Genomic DNA, 24,905 nt, shown 5'->3' with positions numbered 1-24,905 from the left:
TAACTTAAATCCCTGAAATTATATAGTTAAGAGCAGTAAATCTCAAAAAACCTGTGCAATCAGTGTCCAGAAATTCTATTCTGTCTTTCTCTGTGGCTCTGTGTCTCTGTGGTTAATTATTTTTAAAACTGTCTTATCGGAGTCAAAACCATGAAATGTCCATTCTGCGGAAATTTAGATGACAGGGTTATAGATTCACGAATGAGTAAGGAGGGGGACCTCATACGGAGGCGGCGGGAATGTCTTGGGTGTGAACGCCGTTTTACCTCGTATGAGCGGATAGAGGATGTTTTGCCGATGGTGGTTAAAAAAGATGCCCGCAGAGAGACTTTTGAGCGATACAAGATACTGTCAGGTCTGAAAAAGGCATGTGAAAAGAGACCCATTTCAACTGAAACCCTTGAAGGAATAGTAGACGGAATTGAAAAGAAACTCCTTGAGCTGGGGGTAAAAGAGATACAGAGCACATGGATAGGGGAAGAGGTTATGAATGCCCTAAAGGAACTTGACAAGGTTGCATATGTCAGGTTTGCCTCTGTTTACAGGCAGTTTAAGGACATAAATGAACTCATGGATGAAGTAAAAAGTCTTTTTGAGGCAAAAAAGAAAGAGTAAGCAAGCGTCAAACCCCTCTCCTGTCGCCAAATACATATTTATGTAATTGCAGGTTTAATCTCACGTTCAGACAGTCCGCAATTATCCATCCAACAAGGACCTCAGGGGCAAGCAGGCCAAATGAAGGGGAAAGGAGGATATTTCTCCCCGCAAGTCCGAACTTTTCGATAACACCCTTTGTCCAGACATAGTCAGCCCTGTCTGCAATAACAAACTTTATCTCGTCATGGGGTCTGAGTATCTCAAGGTTTCCAAAGAACATCTCCTCTGCCATACCGCTGCCCGGTGTCTTTATGTCAAGGATAGCCACTGCACGGCTGTCTATGCCATCAATCTTCATTGAACCATTAGTCTCTACCAGCACGCTGAAACCCTCATCGCACAGACTCTTTATAAGTGCGGGAGTACCTTTTTGCAGCAAGGGCTCACCTCCGGTAACCTCAACCAGCCCTACCCCTGAGTCTCTTGCTCCGGACAGAATTTCCCCTATATCCATCTCTTTACCATCAGAGTAGGCATAGGTGGTATCACAGCAATGACACCGGAGATTACATCCTGTCAGTCTAACAAAAAAACAGGGCTGCCCGGCATAACTCGACTCACCCTGTATGCTGACAAAGGTTTCACATATCTTAAGTCTTACGCCATCAGTCATCTATTTGAGTTTAAATACTTCACTCAGCGCCTTCTCAACAATTTCAGGCACAAGCCCTTTGACAGACCCGCCAAAGGAGGCAATCTCCTTTATCATTGTTGAGGTCAAAAAAGAGTACTCCTCACTGGGCATCATGAAGACCGTCTCGATTCCGGAATCAAGCCTCCTGTTCATCAGGGCCATCTGCAGCTCATATTCAAAATCCGAAATTGCCCTGAGTCCCCTTACAATGGCAACCCCGCCTTTCTGTTTCACATAATTTACCAGTAACCCGTCAAATGATTCAATTGTAACCCGTTCCAGGGTCTTAAAAGACTCCCGAATCAGGTCCATCCTGTCTTCAACTTCAAAAAGAGGCGTCTTCTTGGGATTCGGGGCAACAGCAACGACAATCTCATCAAAGATACTGAGACTCCTCATGACTATATCAATATGCCCATTGGTGATGGGATCAAATGTTCCCGGACAGATAGCAATTCTTTTCATTCAAACTCCTTCCAATAACCGTTTATCTCTGGTTCAGACTTAAATGTCGTCAAGACGGTATCCCCGTAAATATATCTCTTCTTCTGCCTCAACCCCCCCACTGATTCCGGGAGCAACTTTCCGGAGAAATGCTCTACCATAACCATTCCCCGGTCATTCAGCATCCCTCCCTCTGCAATGAATGGCAAGACCTTCATCACTTCGTCAGATTGATATGCAGGGTCTATAAAGATAAAATCAAAGGTGTCACCATAGTCTTCGGCCTTTTTGAGATATTCAAAGGCTTGCATCCTGTAAACCTTCATACGTGTCAAAAAACCAAGTTCCAGGCCGGTCTTCCTTATAAGTTCTACCCTGACGGGGTTTATCTCAACAAATACAACAAATCCAGCCCCCCTGCTTAGTGCTTCAAAGCCTACGGCACCTGTACCGGCGTAAAGGTCAAGAAACCTTGCACCACAAATCCCGGGGCCTGTTATATTAAAAAGAGCCTCCCTCACCTTTGAGGCTGTCGGCCTTAGAGGTGACCCTTCCGAGACAGCAACGGCCTTCAGCCTTCTTCCCTTTGCCGTACCCGCTGTAATCCTCAATTCCTTCATCATATCCTTAATATAAAAAGGTTATTCTGTTATAAAACCATTTTTTATTATAACACCTCGAGGGCACGGGGAGAAAGCCGGGCATATCAGCAATTCACGCTTGTGATTCAGGATTGATAAATTATTAAATAACGTGCTAAAATCTGACTCTAATTTAACATCTAATCTCTATAGGAGGAGACATGAAAATCAGGATAATCGCTATAGCTGCAGGAATCGGATTACTGTTATCTTTTGGGGCATGTAAAAAGAAAGAAGAGCCTGTACAACAGGCTCAGGCACCAGCTCATGAAACAATGATGCCTAAAGGGGAATCAATGATGCCCAAGGGGGAGACCAGGATTGTTGTCCCGGATTCTGTCAAGGGCAAATGGGAGGCCGTTAAAATAGAGATACTTGATAAGACTTCAAACAAAAAGGAAGTGGTCACTATAAAGCTTGGCTCTGAGTACACAATCCCAAACTCGAATATAAAGATCAAGATTGGAGATTTTCTGCCCGATTTCAGAATGGATGGACTGAGCATAACATCGGCTTCGGACGAACTCAAAAATCCGGCAGTCCATATTACAGTTTATGAGGGAGACAAGGAGATATTTAAAAGCTGGCTCTACTCAAACTTCCCTACAATTCATCCTTTTCAGCACGAAAAGTACAGCCTGACCCTTATTGAAGCAATACCCGCAAAAAAATAACCATGGAAAATTACAGCACTCCCCGCCGCTAAAACGGCGGGGTATTATTCCCGGCCTTCCATTCCCCTGACTAAAACCTCTCGCATCAAGTCAACCGGAGGGATAATACCTGTCCATATCTGAAAAGCTAACACCCCCTGCCAGAGCAACATTCCAAGGCCGTTAACAGTCTTGCACCCCTTCTCTCCTGCACCCCTTATGAGCGGGGTATCCCAGTAAATAAGGTCACAAACAACCTGTTCTCTCCGGAGGAGGTCCATCTGCAGCGGAAGCGGGTCATCCTTTTTCAGACCAAGGGGGGTTGCATTAATAACTATATCAGATGAACGTATACTATCCCTGTCCTCCACTGCAAAAACCTCTCTGTTCAGCTTCTTAAGATCTCTCACAAGCGGCAGGCTCTTAGCGGAATCAACATCAAAGATATAGAGTCTCAATGCCCTCTGAGCAAGGTAATAACCTATAGCCCTTGCCGCCCCTCCGGCACCTATGATGAATATATCCTTTCCAAACGGGTCAACCCCTGCCTCTTTTAATGACTCCATAAACCCCCTGCCGTCTGTATTAAATCCCTTCAACAGACCAGTGTCATTCCTTATGGTATTTACAGCACCAATAAACCCTGCCTCATCATCAATCTCATCCAGAAGCGGAATTACATCCTGTTTATACGGCACGGTAACATTGCTGCCATGGAAGTTCAGCGCCCTTATGCCCTTAACGGCATCCGGAAGTCCTCCCGGTTTAACAGGCATGGCAATATAGCAGTAATTCAGACCAAGGTGTTCAAAGGCAGCATTGTGCATGTCAGGCGACAGGCTATGCTCTACAGGATAACCGATAAGACCTGTTATTTTTGTTCTGGCATTTATAGACATATTTTTATTCCTCCAGTGCGTTTATTAATCCCCGGGGTGTAGGATCAATCACCTTCACCTTGATCCTCAGTATACGCTCCAGCTCTTCCACTGTTATGTCATCGAGAAGGATATCCTGACCGTCCCTGAATATAACGTCAGGGAGAAGCAGCACATCATGGTCAGAGGACAAATCAGCAACGCTCTGTATGATATCCCTTCCTGTAAGCAGTCCTGCTACTGTCACCGTTTCACCAAAAAACCTGTTCTCTACAGGGATAACATCAATACAGACCTGGTTCTTCAGACGCTCAACAAACCTGCTGAGAAATGGATAAAAGGATGTGCCGGTTACGGTCAGAAATCTCTGTCCGGAGGGCCTTTTGAGGGATTTTATCCTTGCAGCCTTATGGAGAAAAAGTGGAACCATGCCAACACCGTTTTCAATCTGTGGAAATTCACCATAATACTTAAGGGAAGGAAACTTCTTTTCCGCCCGGATATAAAGCTCATCAGAGCCATATACCAGGGCATCCCCGTGCTTTTTCATAAACCTCTTCTGAAAATCCGATATTATAGAAACGGTTTCAAGGGCTTCGTCTTTCCCCACCGGCTTCAGCGGGGACTTCCTGTGCCTCGTCAGACCAACAGGCACAACTGCAATAGATGAGACATATGGATAGAATTTATGCAGGTCATTTATGGTGCTAACGAGTTTATCCCCATCATTGTATCCCGGGCAGAGGACAACCTGCACATGAATACGTATTCTGTTCTTTGCGAGCCACTTCAATTCCTTCATTATATCCGCAGCATTATTGTTACCAAGAAGGGTGTTTCTTATCTCCCTGTCTGTAGAATGGACCGAGATGTAAAGGGGGCTCAACCTCTGTTCAATAATCCTCTTCTTCTCTGCAGGGGTTATGCTGGAAAGGGTAATGTAGCTGCCGTAGAGAAAGGACATCCTGAAATCCTCGTCCTTGATGTAAAGGCTACGCCTCAACCCCTTTGGCAACTGACTTACAAAGCAGAAAATGCACCGGTTCCTGCAAGTCTTTACGCGGAACGGACGAAGCTCTATCCCGAGATCCTCTCCTTCATCTCTGATTACCGTGGTCCGTATAATCCTGTCCTTTCTCTTTACCGAGATATTCAAATCCAGGCTATCAGTATAAAAAACAAGATCAATTGAGTCGTGTATTCTTTTTTTGTTAACGGTCAGCAACATATCACCAGGCCTGATACCGGCTCTTTCAGCAGGACTGTCAGGCCTTGCAGTTCCAACTATATTTCCGCTTACACCTCCTGACATCAGGCAAGCCCCCTGTAGATATAATGTACCCCTGAGAGAACCGTTAAAACAGCTGTCACAATAATCAATGGTTCCGGTGCGGGCAATACATCCCTGTCAAGATTTACACGAAGGAGGATATAAACGAGTAAAATAAGCTGGGAGGCATTTGCAAGCTTTCCAAGAAGACTCGGCTCGACTCTCGTCCTGTGAGAAGTCAAATACAGTATCAACCACCCTGTCACTATGATAATATCCCTGCTGATAACTGTTATTGTCAGCCATTTCGGCACCAGACCATATACGGCAAAGAGGACAAAGGAGGTGACAAGAAGAAATTTATCGGCCACAGGGTCAAGGAATTTACCAAGTGCAGTCTGTTGGTTTCTCGCCCTTGCAATCAGTCCATCAAAGAAATCCGTAACTGCTGCAACAATAAATACATAGAGGGCATAGTCATATTTTTTGTAGACTAAAGCACTCACAAAGACGGGTACAAGGATAATTCTGAGGGTGGTCAGTGAGTTAGGTATATTGAAATGCTTCAATGTCATCTCCCCGGAGTCTGAAACGGCAATATCAGGCCCCATTCTCCACCCTGAATCTCCTGACAACTTCAGAATAATCCACTGAGTTAAAGAAAGCCGACCCCATAACCAGTATATCTGCACCTGCATCAGCAATCTCTCGTGCGTTATCTATCTTGACACCCCCATCAACCTCAATAAGGATATCAAGCCCCCTCTCCCGGATAATCCTCTTCAGCATCCTTATCTTGTCAAGACTCTGTGGAATAAAGCTCTGCCCGCCAAACCCCGGGTTGACCGACATTACAAGGACAAGATCGACCTCTGAAAGAATGCTTTCAAGGCTCCACACCGGGGTGGCGGGATTGATTGATACTCCAGCCTTCTTACCGCTCTCCTTTATCCACTGAACTGTTCTGTGCAGATGAGAGGTAGCTTCCAGATGCACTGTAATTATGTCAGCCCCGGCATTAACAAAGTCAGAGAGATACCTGTCAGGGTCTTCTATCATGAGGTGAACATCAAAGGGCAGACCTGTGGCCTTCCTGATCCCTCTCACCACTTCCTGGCCTATGGAGATATTCGGAACAAAGTGGCCATCCATTACATCAATGTGAATCATATCAGCGCCGGCTTCCTCTGCCTTCCTGATCTCTTCGCCAAGCCGGGTAAAATCAGCCGAAAGTATGGACGGCGCAATCATAACCATCTGATTTCCTGTTCCTCCTCGTACTTTAATCTTAATTTAACAGACTCTCCTTTCCTTATAATACTTCCTGGTTGAGGTGTCTGCTCAGCTATGACACTGCCGTAATCGATCAATTCAAGCTCTATCCCCAGCCGGTCTGACAGGGTCTTTGCCTCATCAAGGGACATCTTCGTAAAGTCAGGGCAGGAGTAAAGTGTCTGAAAGGGTCCTTTACTCAGGAGAAATGTAATATTATCCGAACCCTTCTCCTCAGGGGCAGGTCTCTGTGCAATCACTGTTCCCTTTTCAAAACTCTCGGAGTGAACCTTGATAATCTTTCTGATCTTTATACTCTTTTTTATTGCAAGTTCTCTTGCCTCGTCCAGATTGAGGCCGACAAATGACGGCATATAGTATATCCGTGGCCCCTTGCTGATTATTACCCTTATGGTTCGCCCTTCTTTTATCTTGTTATCCGGGGGGATTTCCTGCCTGATGATATATCCGGTCGGCACTTCAGTGCTGAAGTCTTCACCCCCTATCTTCAGATAAAGCCTCTTTGACAGGAGTTCCTTGTTGGCATCAACAAGGCTCTGTCCCCTGAGGTCAGGGACTGTAACAGTCTTCTTGGAGCCCATCACCCAAAAGGTAAGATAACTGCTCACAATGGCCAGAAAGATAAACAGCGAGATGTAGAGGCTTATTTTTATAAAACCTTTCATATTCCCTTTTTTGAGAGTCTTACTGCAAAGAAACCGTCCATATCATGCCTGTGCGGATAGGTCCTGAAGTATCCCTCATCACTTATCAGTTCTCTCAAATTATCCACTAAAGGGTCTTCATCACAAGTTGAGGGCAAACTTTCCGTATCATCTATAATAAAAAAATCCCTCTCTTTATGCAAGAAACTCCTTATAACCTCTTCCCCTTCCTCAGGCTCTGTAGAGCAGACAGAGTACAGCAGTATCCCGCCAGGAAGAAGATGCCTGCTGACAGCGGTAAGCATCTCCACCTGTTTTTCATGAAAACGTCCCAGCACCTCCGGGCTGTGTTTGTACCGGACATCCGGATTACGCCTGATAACACCAAGGGACGAACAGGGGGCATCGAGCAGAACTCTGTGAAAACCTTCGGGGGGCTTGAACTCCCCTATGTCCGAGCATATCATCCTGACTGAACCGAGGCCTTGTCTCCTGACGTTTTCCTGTAATATCCTTAACCGTTCGGCACTGCTCTCCACTGCATAGACCCTGGCCCTGTCCACGGTCAACTCGGCAATATGGGTCGTCTTTCCTCCCGGGGCTGCACAGGCATCGAGTATTGCCTGACCCTCCTGCGGCTGCAGGAGATAAGTTATCAGTTGAGCCGCCTCATCCTGAATAAATACATCACCCAGTAAACCCTCTATCTCCCTGAATACATAACTACCCTGTATCTTTATCCCGACAGGTGAGAAGTCTGTGTATTTGAACTCTATGCCCATCTCCGACAACCTCGCGGCCACTTGTTCCCTGTCTGTTCTGAGTGTATTTACACGAAGGGTCAGCGGAGGTATCGTATTATTTGCCTTTGCCAGGGCCTCTGCCTCACTAATGCCAAACCGTTCAATCCATCTTCTTACAAGCCATACGGGATGAGATGTGAGGATTGATAGCCTCTCTACGGGGTCCTCCGGCAAGGGAGGGCATGCCTTTCCGGTTATAATCTTTCTGAGTACTGCATTGACGAGCCCTGTATTTCTTCCTGCAAACTTTTCAACCTCTGTTGTCTCAAATACTACAGCCCTGTCAGGGACCCGCATAAAAAATGCCTGATAGACGCCAAGTCTCAGGTTATTCAGGGTAGCATATTTAAGTCCTGATGGGTCTTTTAAATATGCAGTCAGACACCAGTCAATGTAAAGCCTGTTCCTGATAACGCCATAAACCAGCTCCTGGATGAAGGCCATGTCCCTGCTGTCAAGTGTGTCGGCATAAGAGTCAAGCACCTCCCGGGGCCTCTTGTCCTTCCGCCATATTTCATTTAAAGCACGAAGTGCCAGCAACCGTGGATTATTCTTTTTCATAGGAAGGGGGTTATCTGTTGTACTCGGTCATTGCCCTGCTTACACCTTTCTCAATGATAGACAGGACTGCATCAGATGCCGACTCAACAGCCTCATTAATAATCTCTCTCTCCTGAGGAATGAATTTTTTAAGGACATAGACTTCAGCAGGAATCTCCGGCGACCTGCCGATCCCTATCTTTACACGAATGAATTCATTTGTGCCTATGGATTCGATAATGGACTGAATGCCCCTGTGTCCTCCGGAAGAGCCTCTCTCCCTGATCCTGATCCTTCCCACCGGCAGGGCAAGGTCGTCATGAACAACAATGAGCCTCTCAGGAGGACAATTCCTCATCCTTAAAACCTCCCTGACCGCTGATCCGCTCAGGTTCATATAAGTGAGGGGCTTTACAAGAATAAGCCTGTTATTCTTGTAAAGCCCCTCACCCCTCAGATACTTCTCTTTTTCAGTAAAGACTATCTGTAGTCTCTCTGACAGGGAATCGATTACCATGAACCCTATGTTATGCCGGGTTAAACTGTATTTTCTGCCGGGATTGCCCAGGCCGACTATCACCCACAACTATATCAACCCTCTTCAGCCTCTTCCTTCTTCCCCTTCTTTATTACCTCGGGCTCGGCAGTCTCTGCTTCTTCAGGAGCAACTTCTTCAACCTCCATAGTCGGCGCTATGACCGTTGCTATAACTTCCTCAGGATTATCAAAAACCCTGATGCCCTCCTGAAGGGAGAGGTCACTGACGTGTAAAGAGTGACCGACTTTCAGCCCGCTGACATCAATCTCAAGATGCGAGGGGATAATATCAGGTAAACACTCTATCTCCAGTTCAGAATGGGCCTGCTGCAGGATTCCCCCTTCTTTCTTGACTCCTACCGGTTCACCGGTCAGTACTATGGAAACCGTTACCCTCACCCTTTCCTTGAGTGAAACCTCATAAAAATCAGTATGAAGGAGCTCTCCCTTTACAGGGTCAACCTGATAATCCTTCAACAGGGCCAGCCTTAGGTTACCATCAGAAAACCGGAGATTAACCATCACCTGTTCGCCCATCGTGGAATTCAGAAAATTAACAATATCCTGCTTCTTCAGTTTTATAGGCGTTGCCTTGCCTGCCCTGTAAATCACGGCAGGCATATATCCCTGACGTCTCAATGACCTGGCAATTCCCTTTCCAGCCTCGGTCCTGTGTTCTGCACTCAAAGTAATCCTTTCCATTTATTCCTCCTTCAAACTTCGAAATTAGGACGCAGATTTTTATATCCAGGTTAATCTGCATCAAAAACAGTATTTTTAATTACACAAACAAGGAACTGATCGATGTCTCCTCGTGTATTCTCTTTATTGATTCAGCAAAAATAAGGGCTATACTTAAACTGACTATTTTACTACATTTCTCCATTTTACTGTCAAGGGGTATGGTATTTGTGACTATAACCTCTTCAAGGGGAGAGGCATTTATCCTGTCTATAGCCGGACCCGAAAGCACGGCATGTGTACAAGCGGCAGAAACCCTCTTTGCCCCTCTCTCTTTCAAGGCCTCCACTGCCTGTACTGTAGTTCCGGCAGTATCAATTATGTCATCGAGTATCATTGCATCCTTGTTCCTGACATCACCGATAACATTCATTACCTGAGAGACATTTGCACGCTCTCTCCGTTTATCAATTATGGCAAGGGAGCATCCGAGTCTTTTTGCAAAGGCCCTTGCCCTCTCAACACCACCGGCATCCGGGGATACAATGACCAGGTCGCCATTGGGATAGTGCTCTCTTATATGATCAAGAAGAACCGGAGTGGCATAGAGATGATCAACCGGAATATCGAAAAACCCCTGTATCTGCCCGGCGTGCAGGTCCATGGCAAGGACCCTGTGAGTTCCGGCAGTCTCAATAAGGTCTGCCACAAGCTTTGAAGAGATCGGGACTCTGGGCTGCACCTTCCTGTCCTGTCTGGCATACCCATAGTAAGGGATAACAGCGGTAATTCTCCTTGCAGACGCCCTCTTCAGGGCATCAATGATCAATAATAACTCCATTATATTATGATTAACAGGGGTACATGTAGGCTGGATGACAAAAGTATCAGCCCCCCTGACATTCTCATCAATATGGACCATTATCTCTCCATCGATAAAAGCTGTAACAGTAGCTGCCGTAAGGGGTTCACCGAGAAAATTCGAGATCTCCTCAGCAAGCGGCCTATTGGCATTACCCGTAAGTATCTTGATTCCTTCAGGCATAAGACAACTCCTTTCACTGAATTTATAGGGGGAACTATAACCTTGGGCATCTATTTTAACTCTTAAAGCGAGTTTCTTTCAACTCAACAACTCAAAATACCGAATGTTTCTTGTTTTTTAAATCAAATTTAGAGTAATTTATAAATAACTGTTAGCGATTCAGAGGAGCAGGAAAATGACAAAAATAGAAATTTATGATACAACATTGAGAGATGGCTCTCAGGCCGAGGATGTAAATTTCTCTGTAGAGGACAAGCTCAGGATTACAGAGAAACTTGATGAGTTCGGCGTCCATTACATTGAAGGCGGCTTTCCAGGGGCCAATCCAAAGGATGCCCGCTATTTCAGAAAGGCAAGGAAACTGCACCTGCAGAATGCCGCTGTTGTGGCCTTTGGCAGTACCCACAGGGCGGGAATCAAGGTGGAAAATGACGGCAACGTAAAATCCATCCTTGCAGCAGAGACCGGAATTGCCACTATCTTTGGCAAGTCCTGGGATTTTCATGTAAAACATGCACTGCGGATAAGTCTTAAGGAAAACCTCGACATCATATACAACACAATCCGCTATCTCAGGGAGAGGCTGGATAAGGTCTTCTTTGATGCCGAACACTTCTACGACGGCTACAAGGACAACCCGGATTATGCCGTAAAATCCCTGCTTGCAGCCAGGGAGGCAGGCGCAGACTGTCTTGTCCTGTGCGACACAAACGGCGGCACCCTCCCTGGAGAAGTCAAAAAGATAACATCCGGAATAAAGAAGATATTAAAAACCCCTATAGGCATACATGCCCATAATGACTCCGAGTGTGGTGTGGCAAACTCTGTGATAGCAGTCCAGGCAGGGGCCCGGCATGTACAGGGCACAATAAACGGCCTTGGAGAGAGATGCGGTAATGCCAACCTCTGCTCCATAATCCCAAACCTCCAGATCAAGCTTGGTTACGGGTGCATCACTGAGAGGCAGCTCAACAGGCTCATGGAGACATCACGGTTTGTAACCGAGATTGCAAACCTGAGACATTTCAAGCGACAGCCCTATGTGGGGGAAAGCGCATTTGCACACAAGGGCGGAATCCATGTCTCTGCCATTGCAAAAAGGCCGGAGACCTATGAACACATAAGGCCTGAGCTTGTTGGAAACTCACGCAGGATTCTCATCTCCGACCTTGCGGGCAGGAGTAACGTCCTGAGAAAGGCTGAGGAATTCGGACTCCATATAGACAAAGACTCACCCCAGCTTATGGAGATACTGGCCACAATCAAAGACCTTGAGAACAGGGGTTTTCAGTTTGAGGCAGCAGAGGCATCATTTGAGCTGCTAATGAAGAAAACACTGGGACTCCACAGGAGGTTTTTTGATCTTATAGGGTTCCGGGTAATTGTAGAGAAGAGGAAGGAAGGAGAGGACCCCCTGAGTGAAGCCACCATAATGGTGAAGGTGGGCGGCCATATTGAACACACAGCTGCCACAGGTGATGGCCCTGTAAATGCCCTTGACAATGCCCTGAGAAAAGCGATTGAAAACTTCTATCCTCAATTGAAGGCCGTCAAACTCATTGACTATAAGGTAAGGGTTCTGGCTGCCGGCAGTGGGACCTCGGCAAAGGTGAGGGTACTGATTGAATCAGGTGATGCCGAGGGCCGATGGAACACTGTGGGCGTCAGCGAGAATATAATCGAGGCCTCCTGGCAGGCACTTGTTGACAGTATCGAGTACAAACTTCTGAAGGAAGAAGAGTAAGATAATTACTGCACGAAAATGGCAGAGACCGGCTACAGCATAAAACTACCCCTCTTTGAGGGCCCCCTGGACCTCCTCCTGCACCTTATCAGGGAAAACAAGATAGATATCTATGACATACCTATATCCGAAATTACACGTCAGTATATAGAGTATCTTGACCTGATGAAGGAACTGAACCTCGAGATTGCAGGGGAGTTTATTGTAATGGCAGCCACTCTTATTCAGATAAAGACCAGGATGCTGCTGCCGGTTGATGAGGATGTGCCGCCTGAGGACCGGGAAGACCCGAGGATAGAGCTTGTTGAGAGGCTTATAGAGTATCAGGCCTTCAGGAATATGGCCTTTGACCTGAAGGACAGACAGGAAAGGTGGTCTGATTATTTCTGGAGGGAGCCCTCCCTTCCCGAGACTGAAGAGACGAAAAGTCAGCCATATCTCTTCGATGCAAATATCTTTGATCTGATAGCTGCACTTAAAAAGCTTCTTGATACAGCACCTCCCGAGATGGTGACTATCACGAGAGAGACACTTACCGTAAAGGACAGAATGAATCTTATTACTGAAAAATTAGAAGGAGAGAAGACCCTGAGGTTTGAGGATATATTTGAAGACAACCATACACCCGCCCAATTCATAGTCACCTTCCTTGCACTCCTGGAACTGTTGAGACTGGGTGTGGTAAAGGTCTATCAGGAAAATCTCTTTGATCAGATATGGATATTGAGGCGTGACAATAGTGATGGAGTAGTGGAGAATGGAGTGATGGAGTGATGGAGTAGTGGAGTGCAGTTCTCCAATCCTCCAATCCTCCAATCTGTAACCCCCAAGGAGGGCAAGATGTTTCATACTGCACGGCCTGAAGATATTCTGGATGGCAGCATAACCGACGTCTACTTTGAGCGTACCCTGAGAATACTTAAGGGCAAGGGTGTTAACCCTGTTGTCAAGGCTGAATTTATAGCAAAGGTTCTGCCCGGAAACTGGCCCTGGGCTGTATTTGCCGGGCTTGAAGAGGCAATTTACCTCCTGCAGGGGCTGCCTGTAAAAGTGAGGGCAATGAAAGAGGGAACTGTTTTTTATCCCTACGAGCCTGTTATGGAAATAGAGGGGCGTTATCAGGATTTCTGTGTTTATGAAACAGCCATCCTTGGTCTTATATGTCAGGCCTCAGGGATTGCAACCAAGGCTGCCAGATTCAAGAGCCTTGCCGATGGTCGTCTTGTGGCCAGCTTTGGGGCACGGAGGATGCACCCTATCCTGGCCCCGATGATTGAGAGAAACGCCTACATCGGGGGATGCGACGGGGTTGCCGTAATCAAGAGTGGCGAGATGATCGGAGAGGATCCCATCGGGACAATGCCCCATGCACTTATAATCTGCATGGGATCCACTGTTGAGGCTGTCAGGGCTTATGACGAAATACTGGAGCCGAAGTTCAAAAGGGTTGCACTTATAGATACCTTTCTTGATGAAAAGTTTGAGGCTATTAACGTTGCCAAGGCACTTGGGGACAAGCTATTTGCCGTAAGGCTCGACACCCCGTCTTCAAGGCGTGGAGATTTCTACCGTATCCTTGAAGAGGTCAGGTGGGAACTTGACCTCCGGGGATTTAAACACGTAAGGCTCTTTGTAAGCGGCGGGATCAAGGAGGAGGATATCCCTGTATTAAACCCCCTTGTTGATGCCTATGGCATTGGAACCTCCATCAGTAATGCACCTGTGGTGGATTTCGCCATGGATATCATGGAGGTTGAGGGAACACCCATAGCCAAGAGGGGGAAGTGTTCGGGGAGCAAGAGGGTACTCAGGTGTCGCTCATGCGGCTCCAGACGGATTGTACCGGCCGGCCCTGTAACACCAAGTTGTGATTGCAAGGGAGAGCTTGAGGATATCCTTATTCCTGTCCTCGATTCGGGCAACCTTCTTATTGATAAAAAATCAGCCTCTGAAATCCGACAGAGCGTGCTGGAGCAGATAAAAAGGCTGAGTCTTTCCTGATGCCATCCCTGTATATTGTAGCAGCCATTCTGATCTGGAGCTCCCTTGGCTTGATAGTAAGGTTGGCAGGAGTGGAAGTCCATATCCTCATCTTCTACTCCACCTGTTTTTCCCTTATTTTTCAGAGTCTTATGTTTACAGGCAGACATTACAGAAAGGCATTCCCTCCTTTAAGTAAGATACCCTACATATTTCTGCTGAGCGTCTGCCTCCTGCTGAACACCTTTACATTCCTGTTTGCCTACTCAAAAACTTCGATAGCAAACGCTGTATTAACCCATTACATTGCCCCTGTAATAGTCGCATTTCTTGCAGTCCTGTTTCTTGGTGAACGGATAACCAGGAAGGTTATTATATCCATAATCCTTGCCTCAACAGGCCTCTGGATAATGCTTGGCGGTGCCACCATAATGGAGTGTCTCAGGAATGTCTTTTCACATGGCCTCCACCTCACCCCCGACCTTATAGGAATAATTTCAGGGCTTGTATCAGGAGTTGTCTACGCCGTACTCGTCATACTCGTCAGGGTCTTTACCCAGAAGTTCAACCCCTATGTGCTCGTATTTATTCAGAATTTTTTCATGGCCCTGATATTGCTGCCATTTATAAGCTCATTCCCGGTAGAGAAGATGTGGATATTTGCACTTATGGGCATATTGCATTCAACCGCAGCCCCTTTTCTCTATTACAAGGGATTGAGTTCAGTGCAGGCAAACAGGGCGGCAGTGCTTGGTTATCTTGAACCGGTTGGTGCTATAATCTTCAGTATGATCTTTCTATCTGAATTCCCCCCCATGAATGCTTACATAGGCGGAGGGCTTATACTTCTGTCAGGATATTTAACGGTTAAGGCGGGTTAACAACATGAGACCTGACTTCAAAAGGCCTGCAATTGCAGGTGCTGCCTCAGACAGCGACCTAAAATATATATCTGAAGATATCCTGAAGGCTCTGGACCTCATTGAACTCAGGATTGACCACTTCTCCAGCCTCACAGATGGACACATCGTGGATGTTTTTAAAAAAGCCGAAGCCCTGGGAAAACCCCTGATAGCAACGGTCAGGTCTACAGAAGAAGGCGGACAGAGAGATATTTCCGACAGCGAAAGGATAAGGCTTTTTAATCTGACAAGGAATTCTACAGACTTCATCGACATTGAGGCAAGGGCAGAGATATTTGATAAGGTAATGAATCTTGCAAGGGATGCCGGGATTACCCTGATAGCATCATACCATAATTTTGAAGGCACCCCTTCTTATGACGAGCTCTCCGGGTTTATAACAGAATACAGGGAGAGGGGCGCAGATATTGTAAAAATCGCTACAACAGCAAACAGCAAGGACGACCTGAGGACAATGACCCGTCTTACACTTGATCACTATCAGGAGGGTATCGTCTCTATTTGCATGGGGGTGAAGGGCTTGATATCAAGGCTGTTTTTCCCATCCGTGGGCTCACTCTTCACCTTTGCCTCGATCGGTAATTCAAAGGCCCCCGGCCAGATACCGGTGCTTGAGCTGAGAAAGTATATGGAGGCACTTATAGAAGGATAGCATTTATTCCGGAAAGGTGGTATAATTTATTAATAGATGGAGAGAGAAAACATTTCAGATACGGAGGTCCCGGGATGAGTATTACCATTGTGGGTGGTGGTATCTCGGGGCTCTCATTAGCTTATTTTCTCTTGGAAAAAGACCCGGGCCTTGAAATCCGGGTGCTTGAGGCTGAGAACAGACCAGGCGGCAAGATTTGCTCTGACAGCACTGACGGTTTCCTCTGCGAACGTGGCGTAAACGGCTTTCTTGATAACAAACCCTATACTCTTGAGCTTGCAAGAAAACTCTCACTTAAACCCCTGAGAAGTAATGACGCTGCAAAAAAAAGATTTATTTATTCAAGGGGTAGGCTTTATCCTCTTCCGGAATCACCCCAGGCATTTTTATTCTCAGGCCTGTTAAGTCCATGCGGAAGGGGAAGGATTTTCTATGAGATACTGAGCCCTAAAGGAAAGGAAGAAGACGAAACCCTTGCCTCCTTTGCCAAAAGGCGTCTCGGTAAAGAGGCTTATGAAAAACTGATTGACCCCATGGCATCAGGCATATATGCAGGGGACCCTGAAAAAATGAGCCTCAAGAGCTGTTTTCCAAGAATACACGAACTTGAAAGAAAGTATGGAAGTCTTATAAAAGCACTTCTTAAGCTGCAGAAGGCGGCAAAAAAGAGCGGCAAAAGCGTCGGACCTGGACCTGGTGGAAGACTTACATCCTTTTATGATGGAATGGAGACACTCGTCAAGTCTCTAAGGGATTTTCTGGGGCAGAAACTCCTTGTATCCAAAAGGGTTACGGCTATTGATAAAAGAGAAAACGGTTATAATATTTATCTTGAGGACGGCAGTGTGATGGAATCAGATATGGTTATACTTGCCTGTCCTGCATATGCAGCCTCAGAGATATTAAGAAACCTCGACCCTGCCCTGTCAGCTCACCTGTCTGAAATCCCCTACCCTGCTGTCTCTGTTGCGTGTCTGGGGTTCAGGCAGGAAGACATAGGTCAGAAGATCAACGGGTTCGGCTTTCTTGTGCCTGCATCTGAAAAAAGAAAGATCCTCGGCACCCTCTGGGACTCGAGCATATTCCCCAACAGGGCACCAGAGGGTTACGTCCTCCTTAGAAGCATGATTGGTGGTGCAAGGGCCACTGAACTCGCACTGGAGGATGAAGAAAGAGTGACAGGTATTGTGCTTGATGAATTAAGGGATATTATGGGCATTGATGTCTCTCCGGATTTCGTAAGGATATACAGACATGAAAAGGCCATCCCCCAATATAATGTCGGTCATGCAGCACGTCTTCAAGAGGTTGACAATGTCGTCTCAGGATACCGTGGCCTTTACCTGACCGGCAACGCATACAGGGGCATTGGGGTTAATGACTGCATAGAGAATTCCCGTAACCTTGCCCGGGAATTGCACTCAAAAACTTAACACCCATCCCGTGTGGATGGAGAAGGAGGAGGAGCTTATGAACGACCAGGAAGTCCTTGAGATTCTGAGGAAGGAAAGCAACGAGTTCCGTCATCTCGAAGAAGAACACAGGACACTGGATGCAAAGCTTTCAGAATTGGAAAACAAAAACTTTCTGACAGCTGAAGATGAGTTGAAGATCAAGGCTATGAAGAAACAGAAACTTATCAAGAAAGACAGGATGGCCAAATTGATAAGGGAATTCAAAAAACCTGCAACAATAAACTGAGGAGGTTAAAGAGATTGAGAAGCAAGACTATCAAGGAGGGGATCGAGCGCGTTCCTCACAGGGCACTTCTTTATGCAACAGGTATTCCCAGGAGTGAAATAAACAAACCCTTCATTGGTGTGGTCACCAGCTTTACAGATATCATCCCGGGGCACATCGGGATGAGAGACCTTGAGAGATTTATTGAAAAGGGTGTTCACACAGGTGGTGGTTATCCCTTCTTTTTTGGCGTACCCGGAATATGTGACGGTATTGCGATGGGACACAGTGGCATGCACTATTCTCTGCCCTCAAGAGAACTCATAGCTGACATGGTGGAGAGCGTTACAGAGGCACATAAGTTTGACGGCCTTGTGCTCCTCACAAATTGTGACAAGATCACCCCTGGAATGCTGATGGCTGCGGGCAGGATTAATATCCCTGCTGTCGTAGTAACGGCGGGTCCAATGCATTCAGGCCATCTCAAGGGGAAAAGGCTATCCCTTGTTAATGACACCTTTGAGGCCATAGGAAAATTCAAAAAGGGACTCATCAAGGATAACGAACTGCAGGCACTTGAGATGTGCGCCTGCCCCGGGGCTGGATCCTGTCAGGGAATGTATACCGCCAACACCATGGCCTGCGTCACAGAGGCCCTTGGCATGAGCATCCCCTATTGTGCAACCGCTCTTGCCTCTGATGCTGAAAAGAGAAGGATAGCCTTTGAGAGTGGCCGAAGAGTCGTTGAACTCACAAAAAAGGATATTACTCCCCGGAAAATAATGACACTTAAGGCCTTTGAAAATGCCATAAGAGTGGATATGGCCCTTGGAGGTTCAACCAATACAGTATTGCACATCCCTGCAATTGCCCATGATGCAGGGATAAAACTCCCTCTCGAGCTCTTTGACAAACTGAGCAAGACAACACCTCATATAGCTGACATGCTTCCCGGGGGAAAGCACTATCTTGAGGACCTCCACTATGCCGGCGGCATACCTGCTGTACTCCGGACTCTGGAAGACCTCATGCATAACACCTCATCAGTTAGTGGATTGAAGACCAGGAAAATAGCTGAAATGGCCACGATATCTGACCCTGAGGTTATAAGACCTGTCAAAAAGGCCCATCACCTGGAAGGCGGGATTGCAATACTGAGAGGAAACCTTGCACCTGATGGTGCTGTGGTGAAACAGTCTGCTGTAAGCAAAAAGATGATGCGATTTGAAGGCACGGCCATAGTGTTTGACTCTGAAGAGGATGGGATGAAGGCAATCCTGAATGGGAAGATTGCTCCCGGGGATATCGTTGTAATCAGATACGAGGGACCCAAAGGGGGACCCGGCATGAGGGAGATGCTGTCACCAACTGCTACAATTGCAGGACTGGGACTCAGTGAATCAGTTGCTCTTATTACTGACGGGAGGTTCTCAGGCGGCACCAGGGGCCCCTGTATCGGACATATCTCTCCAGAGGCCATGGAAGGAGGACCTATAGCAATACTGCGTACCGGCGACAGGATAAAAATAGATATACCCAAAAGAAAGATGGATGTACTCCTGTCTGACAAGGAGATAGAGAAAAGACTCAGCAAGTGGAAAAAACCGGAACCGAAGATAAAGAAAGGGTATCTGTCAAGGTATGCACGCCTGGTGAGTTCTGCAGCCACCGGCGCAATAATGAAATAACGCAAACATTACCCCAAAATCGTCACAGAACAGACAGGGGATGCATAGAGAAAGACGGAATATGGGGATCAGAATGAAGATCGTTATAGGTGCGGACCATGGAGGATATTATCTGAAAAAGACCCTTTCTGACTTTATCAGGCAATCAGGATACGAGGTCATTGATATCGGAGCTTTCAGCCATGAATCGTCCGACTATCCAGACTATGCCCGCCTCGTGGCTGAAAAAGTTCAGTCCAAAGAGGCATGGAGAGGTATATTAATCTGTGGGAGTGGTGTTGGAGCCTCGGTGGCTGCAAATAAATTTGGGGACATAAGGGCAGCTGTATGCCATGATACCTACTCCTCCCGCCAGGGAGTTGAAGATGATGCCATGAATATACTCTGCCTTGGGGCAAGAGTAATCGGAGAGGAACTGGCAAAAGAGATAGTAAAGGCTTATCTGCAGGCGGAATTCAAGGATCTCGAAAGGTACCGAAAAAGACTATTCAAGATAAAGGAGTTTGAAAGACAATGGAAGAGGAACGACTGATCCATGACTGGATTGTCCGTACACTGAAGTCAAGGTTGTCAAGGGAGTATAATGATATTACGGATAATCTGGAAGGTCAGAAGCACGAATTCAGGGGATACTATCCTGATCTCATACTCGGAAATCACGGTATGGTACTCGCCGTTGTTGAGGTTGAAACAGAGCATAGCGTCAGCAAGGAAAAGGCTCTGCAGTGGAAGGCCATTTCTGAAACAGGGACAAAACTTATCCTTATGTTGCCAAAAAAGGTTGTTAAAACCGTGACAGAACTCCTTTGGGAGGAATCAATAGCAGACAGGGTCTCCATAGGGACCTACGATGTTGTAATCAATATGCCATAAGAATTAAAAACTGGAGTTATGGAGTGGTGGAGTGGTGACATAAAAGATGACGGCATTAGAAAAACAGGTAATACAACTTAAAACCCTTATTGAACTGGGCTCTCTGATTAATTCATCTTTTGACCAGGGTGAGATAAGAAAAAGGGCTATCGAGGCAACAACAAAGGTTCTGAATGCAGAGGCGGCCAGCCTGCTGCTGCTGGACGAGGCCTCCGGGGAGCTGTATTTTGATGTAGCAACCGGAGAAAAAGGGGGAAGGGTCAAACAGATCAGGCTCAAAAAGGGTGTCGGCATTGCAGGCTGGGTGGCTGAACATGGGACCCCCCTGATTATACATGATGCACAGTCAGACCCAAGATTCTTTAAAACCGCAGACAAATTCAGCGGTTTTGTGACAAGAAATATCATCTGTGTTCCCTTAAAAAGCAAGGAACGGATTATCGGGGTGCTTGAGGGAATAAACAAAAAGGATGGCCGGTTTGATAACAGTGACCTTGAGTTGACAGAGACCCTCGCAAATTATATTGCAGTCGCAATTGAAAATGCACGCCTTTATTCAGAACTGAAAGAGACATTTTACACCACAGCCGAGACCCTTACCGAGACGATTGAACTGAGAGACCCTTGTACAGGCGGACATACAAGAAGGGTAAAGAACTACAGCATGATTATCGGCAGATATCTGGGATTAAGCAAGGCGGAACTCGAAAACCTGGAGCTTGCCGCAATATTGCACGATATAGGGAAGATTGGAATCAGGGACGATATACTCCTGAAAAAGGGGAAACTCAGTGAAGAGGAGATGCTGAAGATGAAGATGCATTCAATTTACGGAGCAGAGCTCCTGCAAAGCATCAAGCAGCTCAAGGAAATACTGCCCGTTATCAGGCATCATCATGAACGATATGATGGAGCCGGTTATCCTGACGGACTTAAAGGTGACGAAATTTCCCTTTTGGCGAGAATACTGTCGGTAGCCGACAGCTTTGATGCAATGACAACTCATAGGCCATATAAAAAAAGAATCTCACCAGAGGCAGCCCTGGAACAACTCAAACGAGTAGCAGGTGCACAGTTTGATCCGAAAGTTGTTGAGGCATTCCTCCAGGCCTTTGCTGATGGAACGGTATCATTATGAAGATAAAGGTTCTTTGCGTTCATCTGTTTCCAATGCATTCCCTGATATCAGGGACTTAACCTCGTATATCTCAACAGGCCGTTCCTTGCCCTTAACTATCACCTTCTCCAGCCCCTTTATGGACGTATGTGTACGGTAGAGAGAATCCGTTGTCAATAACTCCCCTATCCTGTTCAGTGTAAATTGTGTTATCAGGATATGTGTATTATATTTCCTTGTAAGTGTCTCAATCCTTGCACCAACGTTTACATGGTCACCGATAACCGTATAGTCCATTTTTTTCCCTTCTGCTCCAATGTTTCCAACTACCACTTCTCCTGTATTTATCCCTATCCCTGCATCAAGAACCTGTTTGCCTTCAGACTTCCATTTTCGCTGGAGCTCTTCAAGTCTCCTGACCATATCAAGCGCACACCTGACTGCTAACCCCGCATGGTCTTTCTGCTCCAAAGGCGCGCCCCAGAAGGCAACGATTTCATCTCCCACGAATTTATCCAGTGTCCCCTCCCATTTAAAGATGACCTCTGTCATTGCCCCCAAATACTCATTAAGCATGGCAACCACTTCCTCAGGTGCATGTCCTTCTGAAAATCCTGTAAACCCCATTATATCGGAAAAGAGAACGGTTACTTCCTTCCTCTCCCCACCCAGCCTTGCCAGTTCAGGGTTTTTAATCAGTTCATTAACGACCCTCTCGGTCACATAACTCGAAAACATCCTTCTGATCTCTCTTGCCTTCTTCTCTTCAACAAAATACCCATAACATATAATAAAAGTCCCTTCCGATATGACAGTAAGGAGGGGGTATATCAGATTAAGCCTGATTCCATACCAGGTAAAAAGGACCTGATTTGTAATGACAACCATTGAGGTCAGCGCCGTATAGCCGGCAACCAGGTATAATGCCCTCTTTTTTTGACCTATAAACAGGGCAAGAATACCAGCCAGCAAAACCACAAGCAGATCAATATAAACCGGGGTCTTCTTTATGAAATTACCGCTGAGGATATTGGCAACAACAGTTGCATTCTTTTCAACACCCGGCATGTTTGCAGAAAAAGGGGTAATTTTCTGGTCATATGTTGCCATGGCAGTGGTACCGATAAATACAATTTTACCCGTAAAAAAAGAGGCGGGGATACGCCCTGAAAGGACATCTGCTGCTGATTTGTGGATAATGCTGCCCTCTCTTCCTATGTAGTTGATATGAAGCCGTCCAAACTCATCAGTGGGTATAAACCTCCCCCCCAGTTCAACCCCTGCACCACCTATGATACACACCCTGTCCCGTGCAATGCCCAGGGCAACACGGGCAGCCTGGAGTGTCAATGAAGGGAAATACTCACCGTCATATTTGATATACAGGTTTTCCCATCTCAGTTTTCCATCCCTGTCAGGCAGGGGATAGACATGTCCGAATATTGCAGAACGGGATAACGACTCAGGTGGAAGGAGTACCTTGTATGCCTCTACAGAGCGAAGGTATTTCAGGTTTTCAATCCTCGTGATTGCCTGGTCATAAAGAATCTCCTCTACCTCACCATCAAAAACCTTTCCTTCTTCAACCTCAAAACCAAGGGCCATAACAAGGCTGTCTTTATGTTTCCTTATCATTTCTGCAAGTGCCCTGTCCGATTCGGGAGATCCAGCTTCGGGATAAAAAATATCTACCACTACAGCCTTTGGGTTTCCCTCAAATACCTTCCCTATCAACTCTGCCTGCAGCTTCCTGCTCCATGGCCATCTCCCATAGATTGAAAGGCTCTTTTCATCAATGGTAACTATTACGATATCGGATGGAACCGGAGGAGGCAAGATAAGGTTTCTGATCTTAAATCTGTAATCCAGGAGGAGTGTCTCTATATACTCATCAATAATCGGGGGGTTCTTGACCGTCAGGGCTGCAAAGACGAGAGTTATAAGCAGGGGAATAAAAACAGTTGGCTTCCCGAACCATTTAGGATTGCGTAGCCCGAATAAGGTTTTTATGTACAGCATCCCTTCGGGAGTCTGGCTCGATGGTCCTCTACAATCCTGCCTCTGCTTCCTTCCCCGGTAAATTCGATAAGCTCAACCCTTCCATCTCCCCGCTCCAGATACATGACGTTTTCCTCTTCCAGCTTCGGGAAGTACCTCCCTGATATATCCTCATACATATCAACCCTGTAAAGCAGTGTGCCAAGATCTGGAACTGCCTCCGTGGAAAGGCTGAGGAGCCCGCCTTTTTCATACACGTTATATCTTCCTTCTTCATTCTTGTAACCAACAAAGTATCTCCCGCCTTCCTTGTGATAAATATCTGCATTCATAGGATAATATTTATCACCTACCATCTCAACGAAAGTATCTCCCCTGATCTTAAAACTCTTTCCTGCATCGCACAGCACCCATTCCGAGGTTATTCCGTCAAGACTGTGGGTTAATATAACCTTTTCTTTCTTCAGAGAAGTATTTTTTAATTTCTCATAGTCTGTGTGGACTATACTGTTTCTTGCAGCTATATCATGAATAACTATGGCATTATTAAAGGCATTGATTGCCGCCTTGTACCGTTCCTCACCCCATATCCGCTCTATATAGTCGTTTATATCCCCGAAAATAACAGCAGCAGACTCAAATTGTTCTCTTGACATCGTAAGCCTCTGAACCCTCTTCTCGGTATAGAGTTGCCTCCACAGTTCTCTATCATTAACGGTATCAGAACTGAAAATAAGCGTCTCACTATCAGTTGTAATCTTTATACCTATACATGGAACACCATGCCACACAGCTGACTTAATAGCTTCAAAGGTAAAACCCTCCGGGGTTTTGTAAATATTTCTGTCTTCCTCATAGAATATGGATGAAGAAAATGGATAAAAGCTCTCCGGCTCAACCCATTCATTGTAATCAGGGTCTTTAAAGAGCATCCTCGGTCTTTTTGTCTTCTTACTTATAACAATCTTCGCAATATCAGGACCAACAACATTACCATTCCTGTCAATTATACAAAGAGCTGTTTTCCCGTCACCTTCATCTACGGAGACTATTCTGTATTTTGCACGTGGCCCCACTATCCTGAAATCAGTGTATTCCTCGCAGGCAATATCTATTATATTTTTCGAATCATTTGAAAGGCTTCTGTCCAGTGCCGGGCCTGATGACCTGATAAGTTCATTATGAATATCCTCTGATGTAAGGAAGAAAATCTTGTTGCTGATATCCGGTGCATACATATTAAAGAGGGCAAGATCAGTAAACCACCGCTTGTGGTCGTCATGGCAGTGAGTAATTATAAGACCCTTTATCTCTTTAAGCCCTTGACTTCCGATTTGTTGAAACAACGGTGCACCGCAGTCTATAAGATAAATAGACCGCCCGATCGTTATCTGATAAGTGATGCTTTTCCCCATGCTGGAAAAGGGGCCAAAGTCACCGAGTATGCGGACTGTAATACCGTCAGTCATTTGATAAATATTTTAGCATAAACGTTTATCAAAAAATCCTGTTTGAACAATTCAAGGGTTT

The 24,905-nt window shown here is 46.1% G+C and carries 27 protein-coding genes; 13 read left to right on the top strand and 14 right to left on the bottom strand.

The window, feature by feature from the left end; genetic code table 11:
• The first annotated feature begins 150 nt into the window (after positions 1-150).
• Positions 151-615 carry a transcriptional regulator NrdR gene (gene nrdR, locus VST71_12300; protein ID MEC4686499.1) on the top strand — a complete coding sequence of 155 codons (465 nt, stop codon included), beginning with the start codon at positions 151-153 and terminating at the stop codon, positions 613-615.
• A gap of 7 nt (positions 616-622) precedes the next feature.
• Here nrdR and VST71_12295 read toward each other — a convergent pair whose 3' ends face one another.
• Genes VST71_12295 through rsmD form a run of 3 tightly spaced genes read right to left on the bottom strand, consistent with a single transcriptional unit; the run spans position 623 to position 2,358 of the window.
• Positions 623-1,270, bottom strand: a complete 648-nt coding sequence (locus VST71_12295; GenBank protein ID MEC4686498.1) for a radical SAM protein — start codon at positions 1,268-1,270, stop codon at positions 623-625.
• On the bottom strand, positions 1,271-1,756 hold the full coding sequence (gene coaD, locus VST71_12290; protein MEC4686497.1) for a pantetheine-phosphate adenylyltransferase: 486 nt from the start codon (positions 1,754-1,756) through the stop codon (positions 1,271-1,273).
• Complete coding sequence (gene rsmD / locus VST71_12285) at positions 1,753-2,358, bottom strand: 16S rRNA (guanine(966)-N(2))-methyltransferase RsmD (protein MEC4686496.1); 606 nt, start codon at positions 2,356-2,358, stop codon at positions 1,753-1,755. The genes coaD and rsmD overlap by 4 nt, the downstream gene beginning before the upstream one ends.
• Positions 2,359-2,537: 179 nt before the next feature.
• Between rsmD and VST71_12280 the strand changes: the two genes are divergently transcribed.
• A complete protein-coding gene (locus VST71_12280; GenBank protein MEC4686495.1) occupies positions 2,538-3,050 on the top strand; it encodes a DUF2155 domain-containing protein in 513 nt (170 codons plus the stop codon).
• Between the two features lie 44 nt (positions 3,051-3,094).
• Here VST71_12280 and VST71_12275 read toward each other — a convergent pair whose 3' ends face one another.
• The 9 genes from VST71_12275 to VST71_12235 all read right to left on the bottom strand — a co-directional run bounded on the left by VST71_12275 (position 3,095) and on the right by VST71_12235 (position 10,720).
• Positions 3,095-3,928, bottom strand: a complete 834-nt coding sequence (locus tag VST71_12275) for a shikimate dehydrogenase (protein ID MEC4686494.1) — start codon at positions 3,926-3,928, stop codon at positions 3,095-3,097.
• Positions 3,929-3,932: 4 nt separating this feature from the next.
• A complete protein-coding gene (locus VST71_12270) occupies positions 3,933-5,219 on the bottom strand; it encodes a DUF512 domain-containing protein (GenBank protein MEC4686493.1) in 1,287 nt (428 codons plus the stop codon).
• Positions 5,219-5,788 carry a CDP-diacylglycerol--glycerol-3-phosphate 3-phosphatidyltransferase gene (pgsA, locus tag VST71_12265; protein MEC4686492.1) on the bottom strand — a complete coding sequence of 190 codons (570 nt, stop codon included), beginning with the start codon at positions 5,786-5,788 and terminating at the stop codon, positions 5,219-5,221. Before pgsA ends, VST71_12270 begins: the two co-directional genes overlap by 1 nt.
• Complete coding sequence (gene rpe, locus VST71_12260) at positions 5,778-6,434, bottom strand: ribulose-phosphate 3-epimerase (GenBank protein MEC4686491.1); 657 nt, start codon at positions 6,432-6,434, stop codon at positions 5,778-5,780. Before rpe ends, pgsA begins: the two co-directional genes overlap by 11 nt.
• Positions 6,425-7,135 (bottom strand): PASTA domain-containing protein, encoded by a 711-nt coding sequence (locus VST71_12255; GenBank protein ID MEC4686490.1) that lies wholly within the window; start codon positions 7,133-7,135, stop codon positions 6,425-6,427. Before VST71_12255 ends, rpe begins: the two co-directional genes overlap by 10 nt.
• A complete protein-coding gene (gene rsmB, locus VST71_12250; protein MEC4686489.1) occupies positions 7,132-8,478 on the bottom strand; it encodes a 16S rRNA (cytosine(967)-C(5))-methyltransferase RsmB in 1,347 nt (448 codons plus the stop codon). Before rsmB ends, VST71_12255 begins: the two co-directional genes overlap by 4 nt.
• A gap of 10 nt (positions 8,479-8,488) precedes the next feature.
• Complete coding sequence (gene pth, locus VST71_12245; protein ID MEC4686488.1) at positions 8,489-9,037, bottom strand: aminoacyl-tRNA hydrolase; 549 nt, start codon at positions 9,035-9,037, stop codon at positions 8,489-8,491.
• An 11-nt stretch (positions 9,038-9,048) separates the two neighbouring features.
• The gene (locus tag VST71_12240) at positions 9,049-9,696 is read right to left on the bottom strand and encodes a 50S ribosomal protein L25 (GenBank protein MEC4686487.1); all 648 of its coding nucleotides are present in this window, start codon (positions 9,694-9,696) and stop codon (positions 9,049-9,051) included.
• Positions 9,697-9,775: 79 nt separating this feature from the next.
• A complete protein-coding gene (locus VST71_12235; GenBank protein MEC4686486.1) occupies positions 9,776-10,720 on the bottom strand; it encodes a ribose-phosphate pyrophosphokinase in 945 nt (314 codons plus the stop codon).
• A 175-nt stretch (positions 10,721-10,895) separates the two neighbouring features.
• Here VST71_12235 and cimA point away from each other — a divergent pair, with 175 nt between their 5' ends.
• The 11 genes from cimA (at position 10,896) to VST71_12180 (ending at position 21,398) form a co-directional block, all read left to right on the top strand.
• On the top strand, positions 10,896-12,464 hold the full coding sequence (gene cimA, locus VST71_12230) for a citramalate synthase (GenBank protein ID MEC4686485.1): 1,569 nt from the start codon (positions 10,896-10,898) through the stop codon (positions 12,462-12,464).
• A gap of 18 nt (positions 12,465-12,482) precedes the next feature.
• Entirely contained in the window at positions 12,483-13,238 is a 756-nt protein-coding gene (locus VST71_12225) for a segregation/condensation protein A (protein ID MEC4686484.1), read from the top strand.
• Between the two features lie 66 nt (positions 13,239-13,304).
• Positions 13,305-14,465: a nicotinate phosphoribosyltransferase gene (locus VST71_12220; GenBank protein MEC4686483.1), complete on the top strand. Its 1,161-nt coding sequence runs from the start codon at positions 13,305-13,307 to the stop codon at positions 14,463-14,465.
• A complete protein-coding gene (locus tag VST71_12215) occupies positions 14,465-15,325 on the top strand; it encodes a DMT family transporter (GenBank protein ID MEC4686482.1) in 861 nt (286 codons plus the stop codon). The genes VST71_12220 and VST71_12215 overlap by 1 nt, the downstream gene beginning before the upstream one ends.
• 4 nt (positions 15,326-15,329) lie before the next feature.
• Positions 15,330-16,019: a type I 3-dehydroquinate dehydratase gene (gene aroD, locus VST71_12210; GenBank protein MEC4686481.1), complete on the top strand. Its 690-nt coding sequence runs from the start codon at positions 15,330-15,332 to the stop codon at positions 16,017-16,019.
• A gap of 74 nt (positions 16,020-16,093) precedes the next feature.
• On the top strand, positions 16,094-17,452 hold the full coding sequence (gene hemG, locus VST71_12205; protein ID MEC4686480.1) for a protoporphyrinogen oxidase: 1,359 nt from the start codon (positions 16,094-16,096) through the stop codon (positions 17,450-17,452).
• A 37-nt stretch (positions 17,453-17,489) separates the two neighbouring features.
• On the top strand, positions 17,490-17,720 hold the full coding sequence (locus VST71_12200) for a YdcH family protein (GenBank protein MEC4686479.1): 231 nt from the start codon (positions 17,490-17,492) through the stop codon (positions 17,718-17,720).
• Between the two features lie 14 nt (positions 17,721-17,734).
• The gene (ilvD, locus tag VST71_12195) at positions 17,735-19,387 is read left to right on the top strand and encodes a dihydroxy-acid dehydratase (GenBank protein MEC4686478.1); all 1,653 of its coding nucleotides are present in this window, start codon (positions 17,735-17,737) and stop codon (positions 19,385-19,387) included.
• 73 nt (positions 19,388-19,460) lie between these two features.
• A complete protein-coding gene (rpiB, locus tag VST71_12190) occupies positions 19,461-19,919 on the top strand; it encodes a ribose 5-phosphate isomerase B (protein MEC4686477.1) in 459 nt (152 codons plus the stop codon).
• On the top strand, positions 19,901-20,260 hold the full coding sequence (locus VST71_12185) for a hypothetical protein (GenBank protein MEC4686476.1): 360 nt from the start codon (positions 19,901-19,903) through the stop codon (positions 20,258-20,260). Before rpiB ends, VST71_12185 begins: the two co-directional genes overlap by 19 nt.
• Before the next feature lie 46 nt (positions 20,261-20,306).
• Entirely contained in the window at positions 20,307-21,398 is a 1,092-nt protein-coding gene (locus VST71_12180) for an HD domain-containing phosphohydrolase (GenBank protein MEC4686475.1), read from the top strand.
• Here VST71_12180 and VST71_12175 read toward each other — a convergent pair.
• Together VST71_12175 and VST71_12170 are read right to left on the bottom strand one after the other, a co-directional pair.
• Positions 21,393-23,396, bottom strand: a complete 2,004-nt coding sequence (locus VST71_12175; protein MEC4686474.1) for an adenylate/guanylate cyclase domain-containing protein — start codon at positions 23,394-23,396, stop codon at positions 21,393-21,395. The genes VST71_12180 and VST71_12175 overlap by 6 nt on opposite strands.
• Entirely contained in the window at positions 23,384-24,844 is a 1,461-nt protein-coding gene (locus tag VST71_12170) for an MBL fold metallo-hydrolase (GenBank protein ID MEC4686473.1), read from the bottom strand. The genes VST71_12175 and VST71_12170 overlap by 13 nt, the downstream gene beginning before the upstream one ends.
• Positions 24,845-24,905 lie beyond the last annotated feature (61 nt).

The sequence above is a fragment of the Nitrospirota bacterium genome, assembly GCA_035873375.1.
Lineage (GTDB): Bacteria > Nitrospirota > Thermodesulfovibrionia > Thermodesulfovibrionales > JdFR-85 > BMS3Bbin07.
This window is presented reverse-complemented; position numbering and strand designations above follow the sequence as displayed.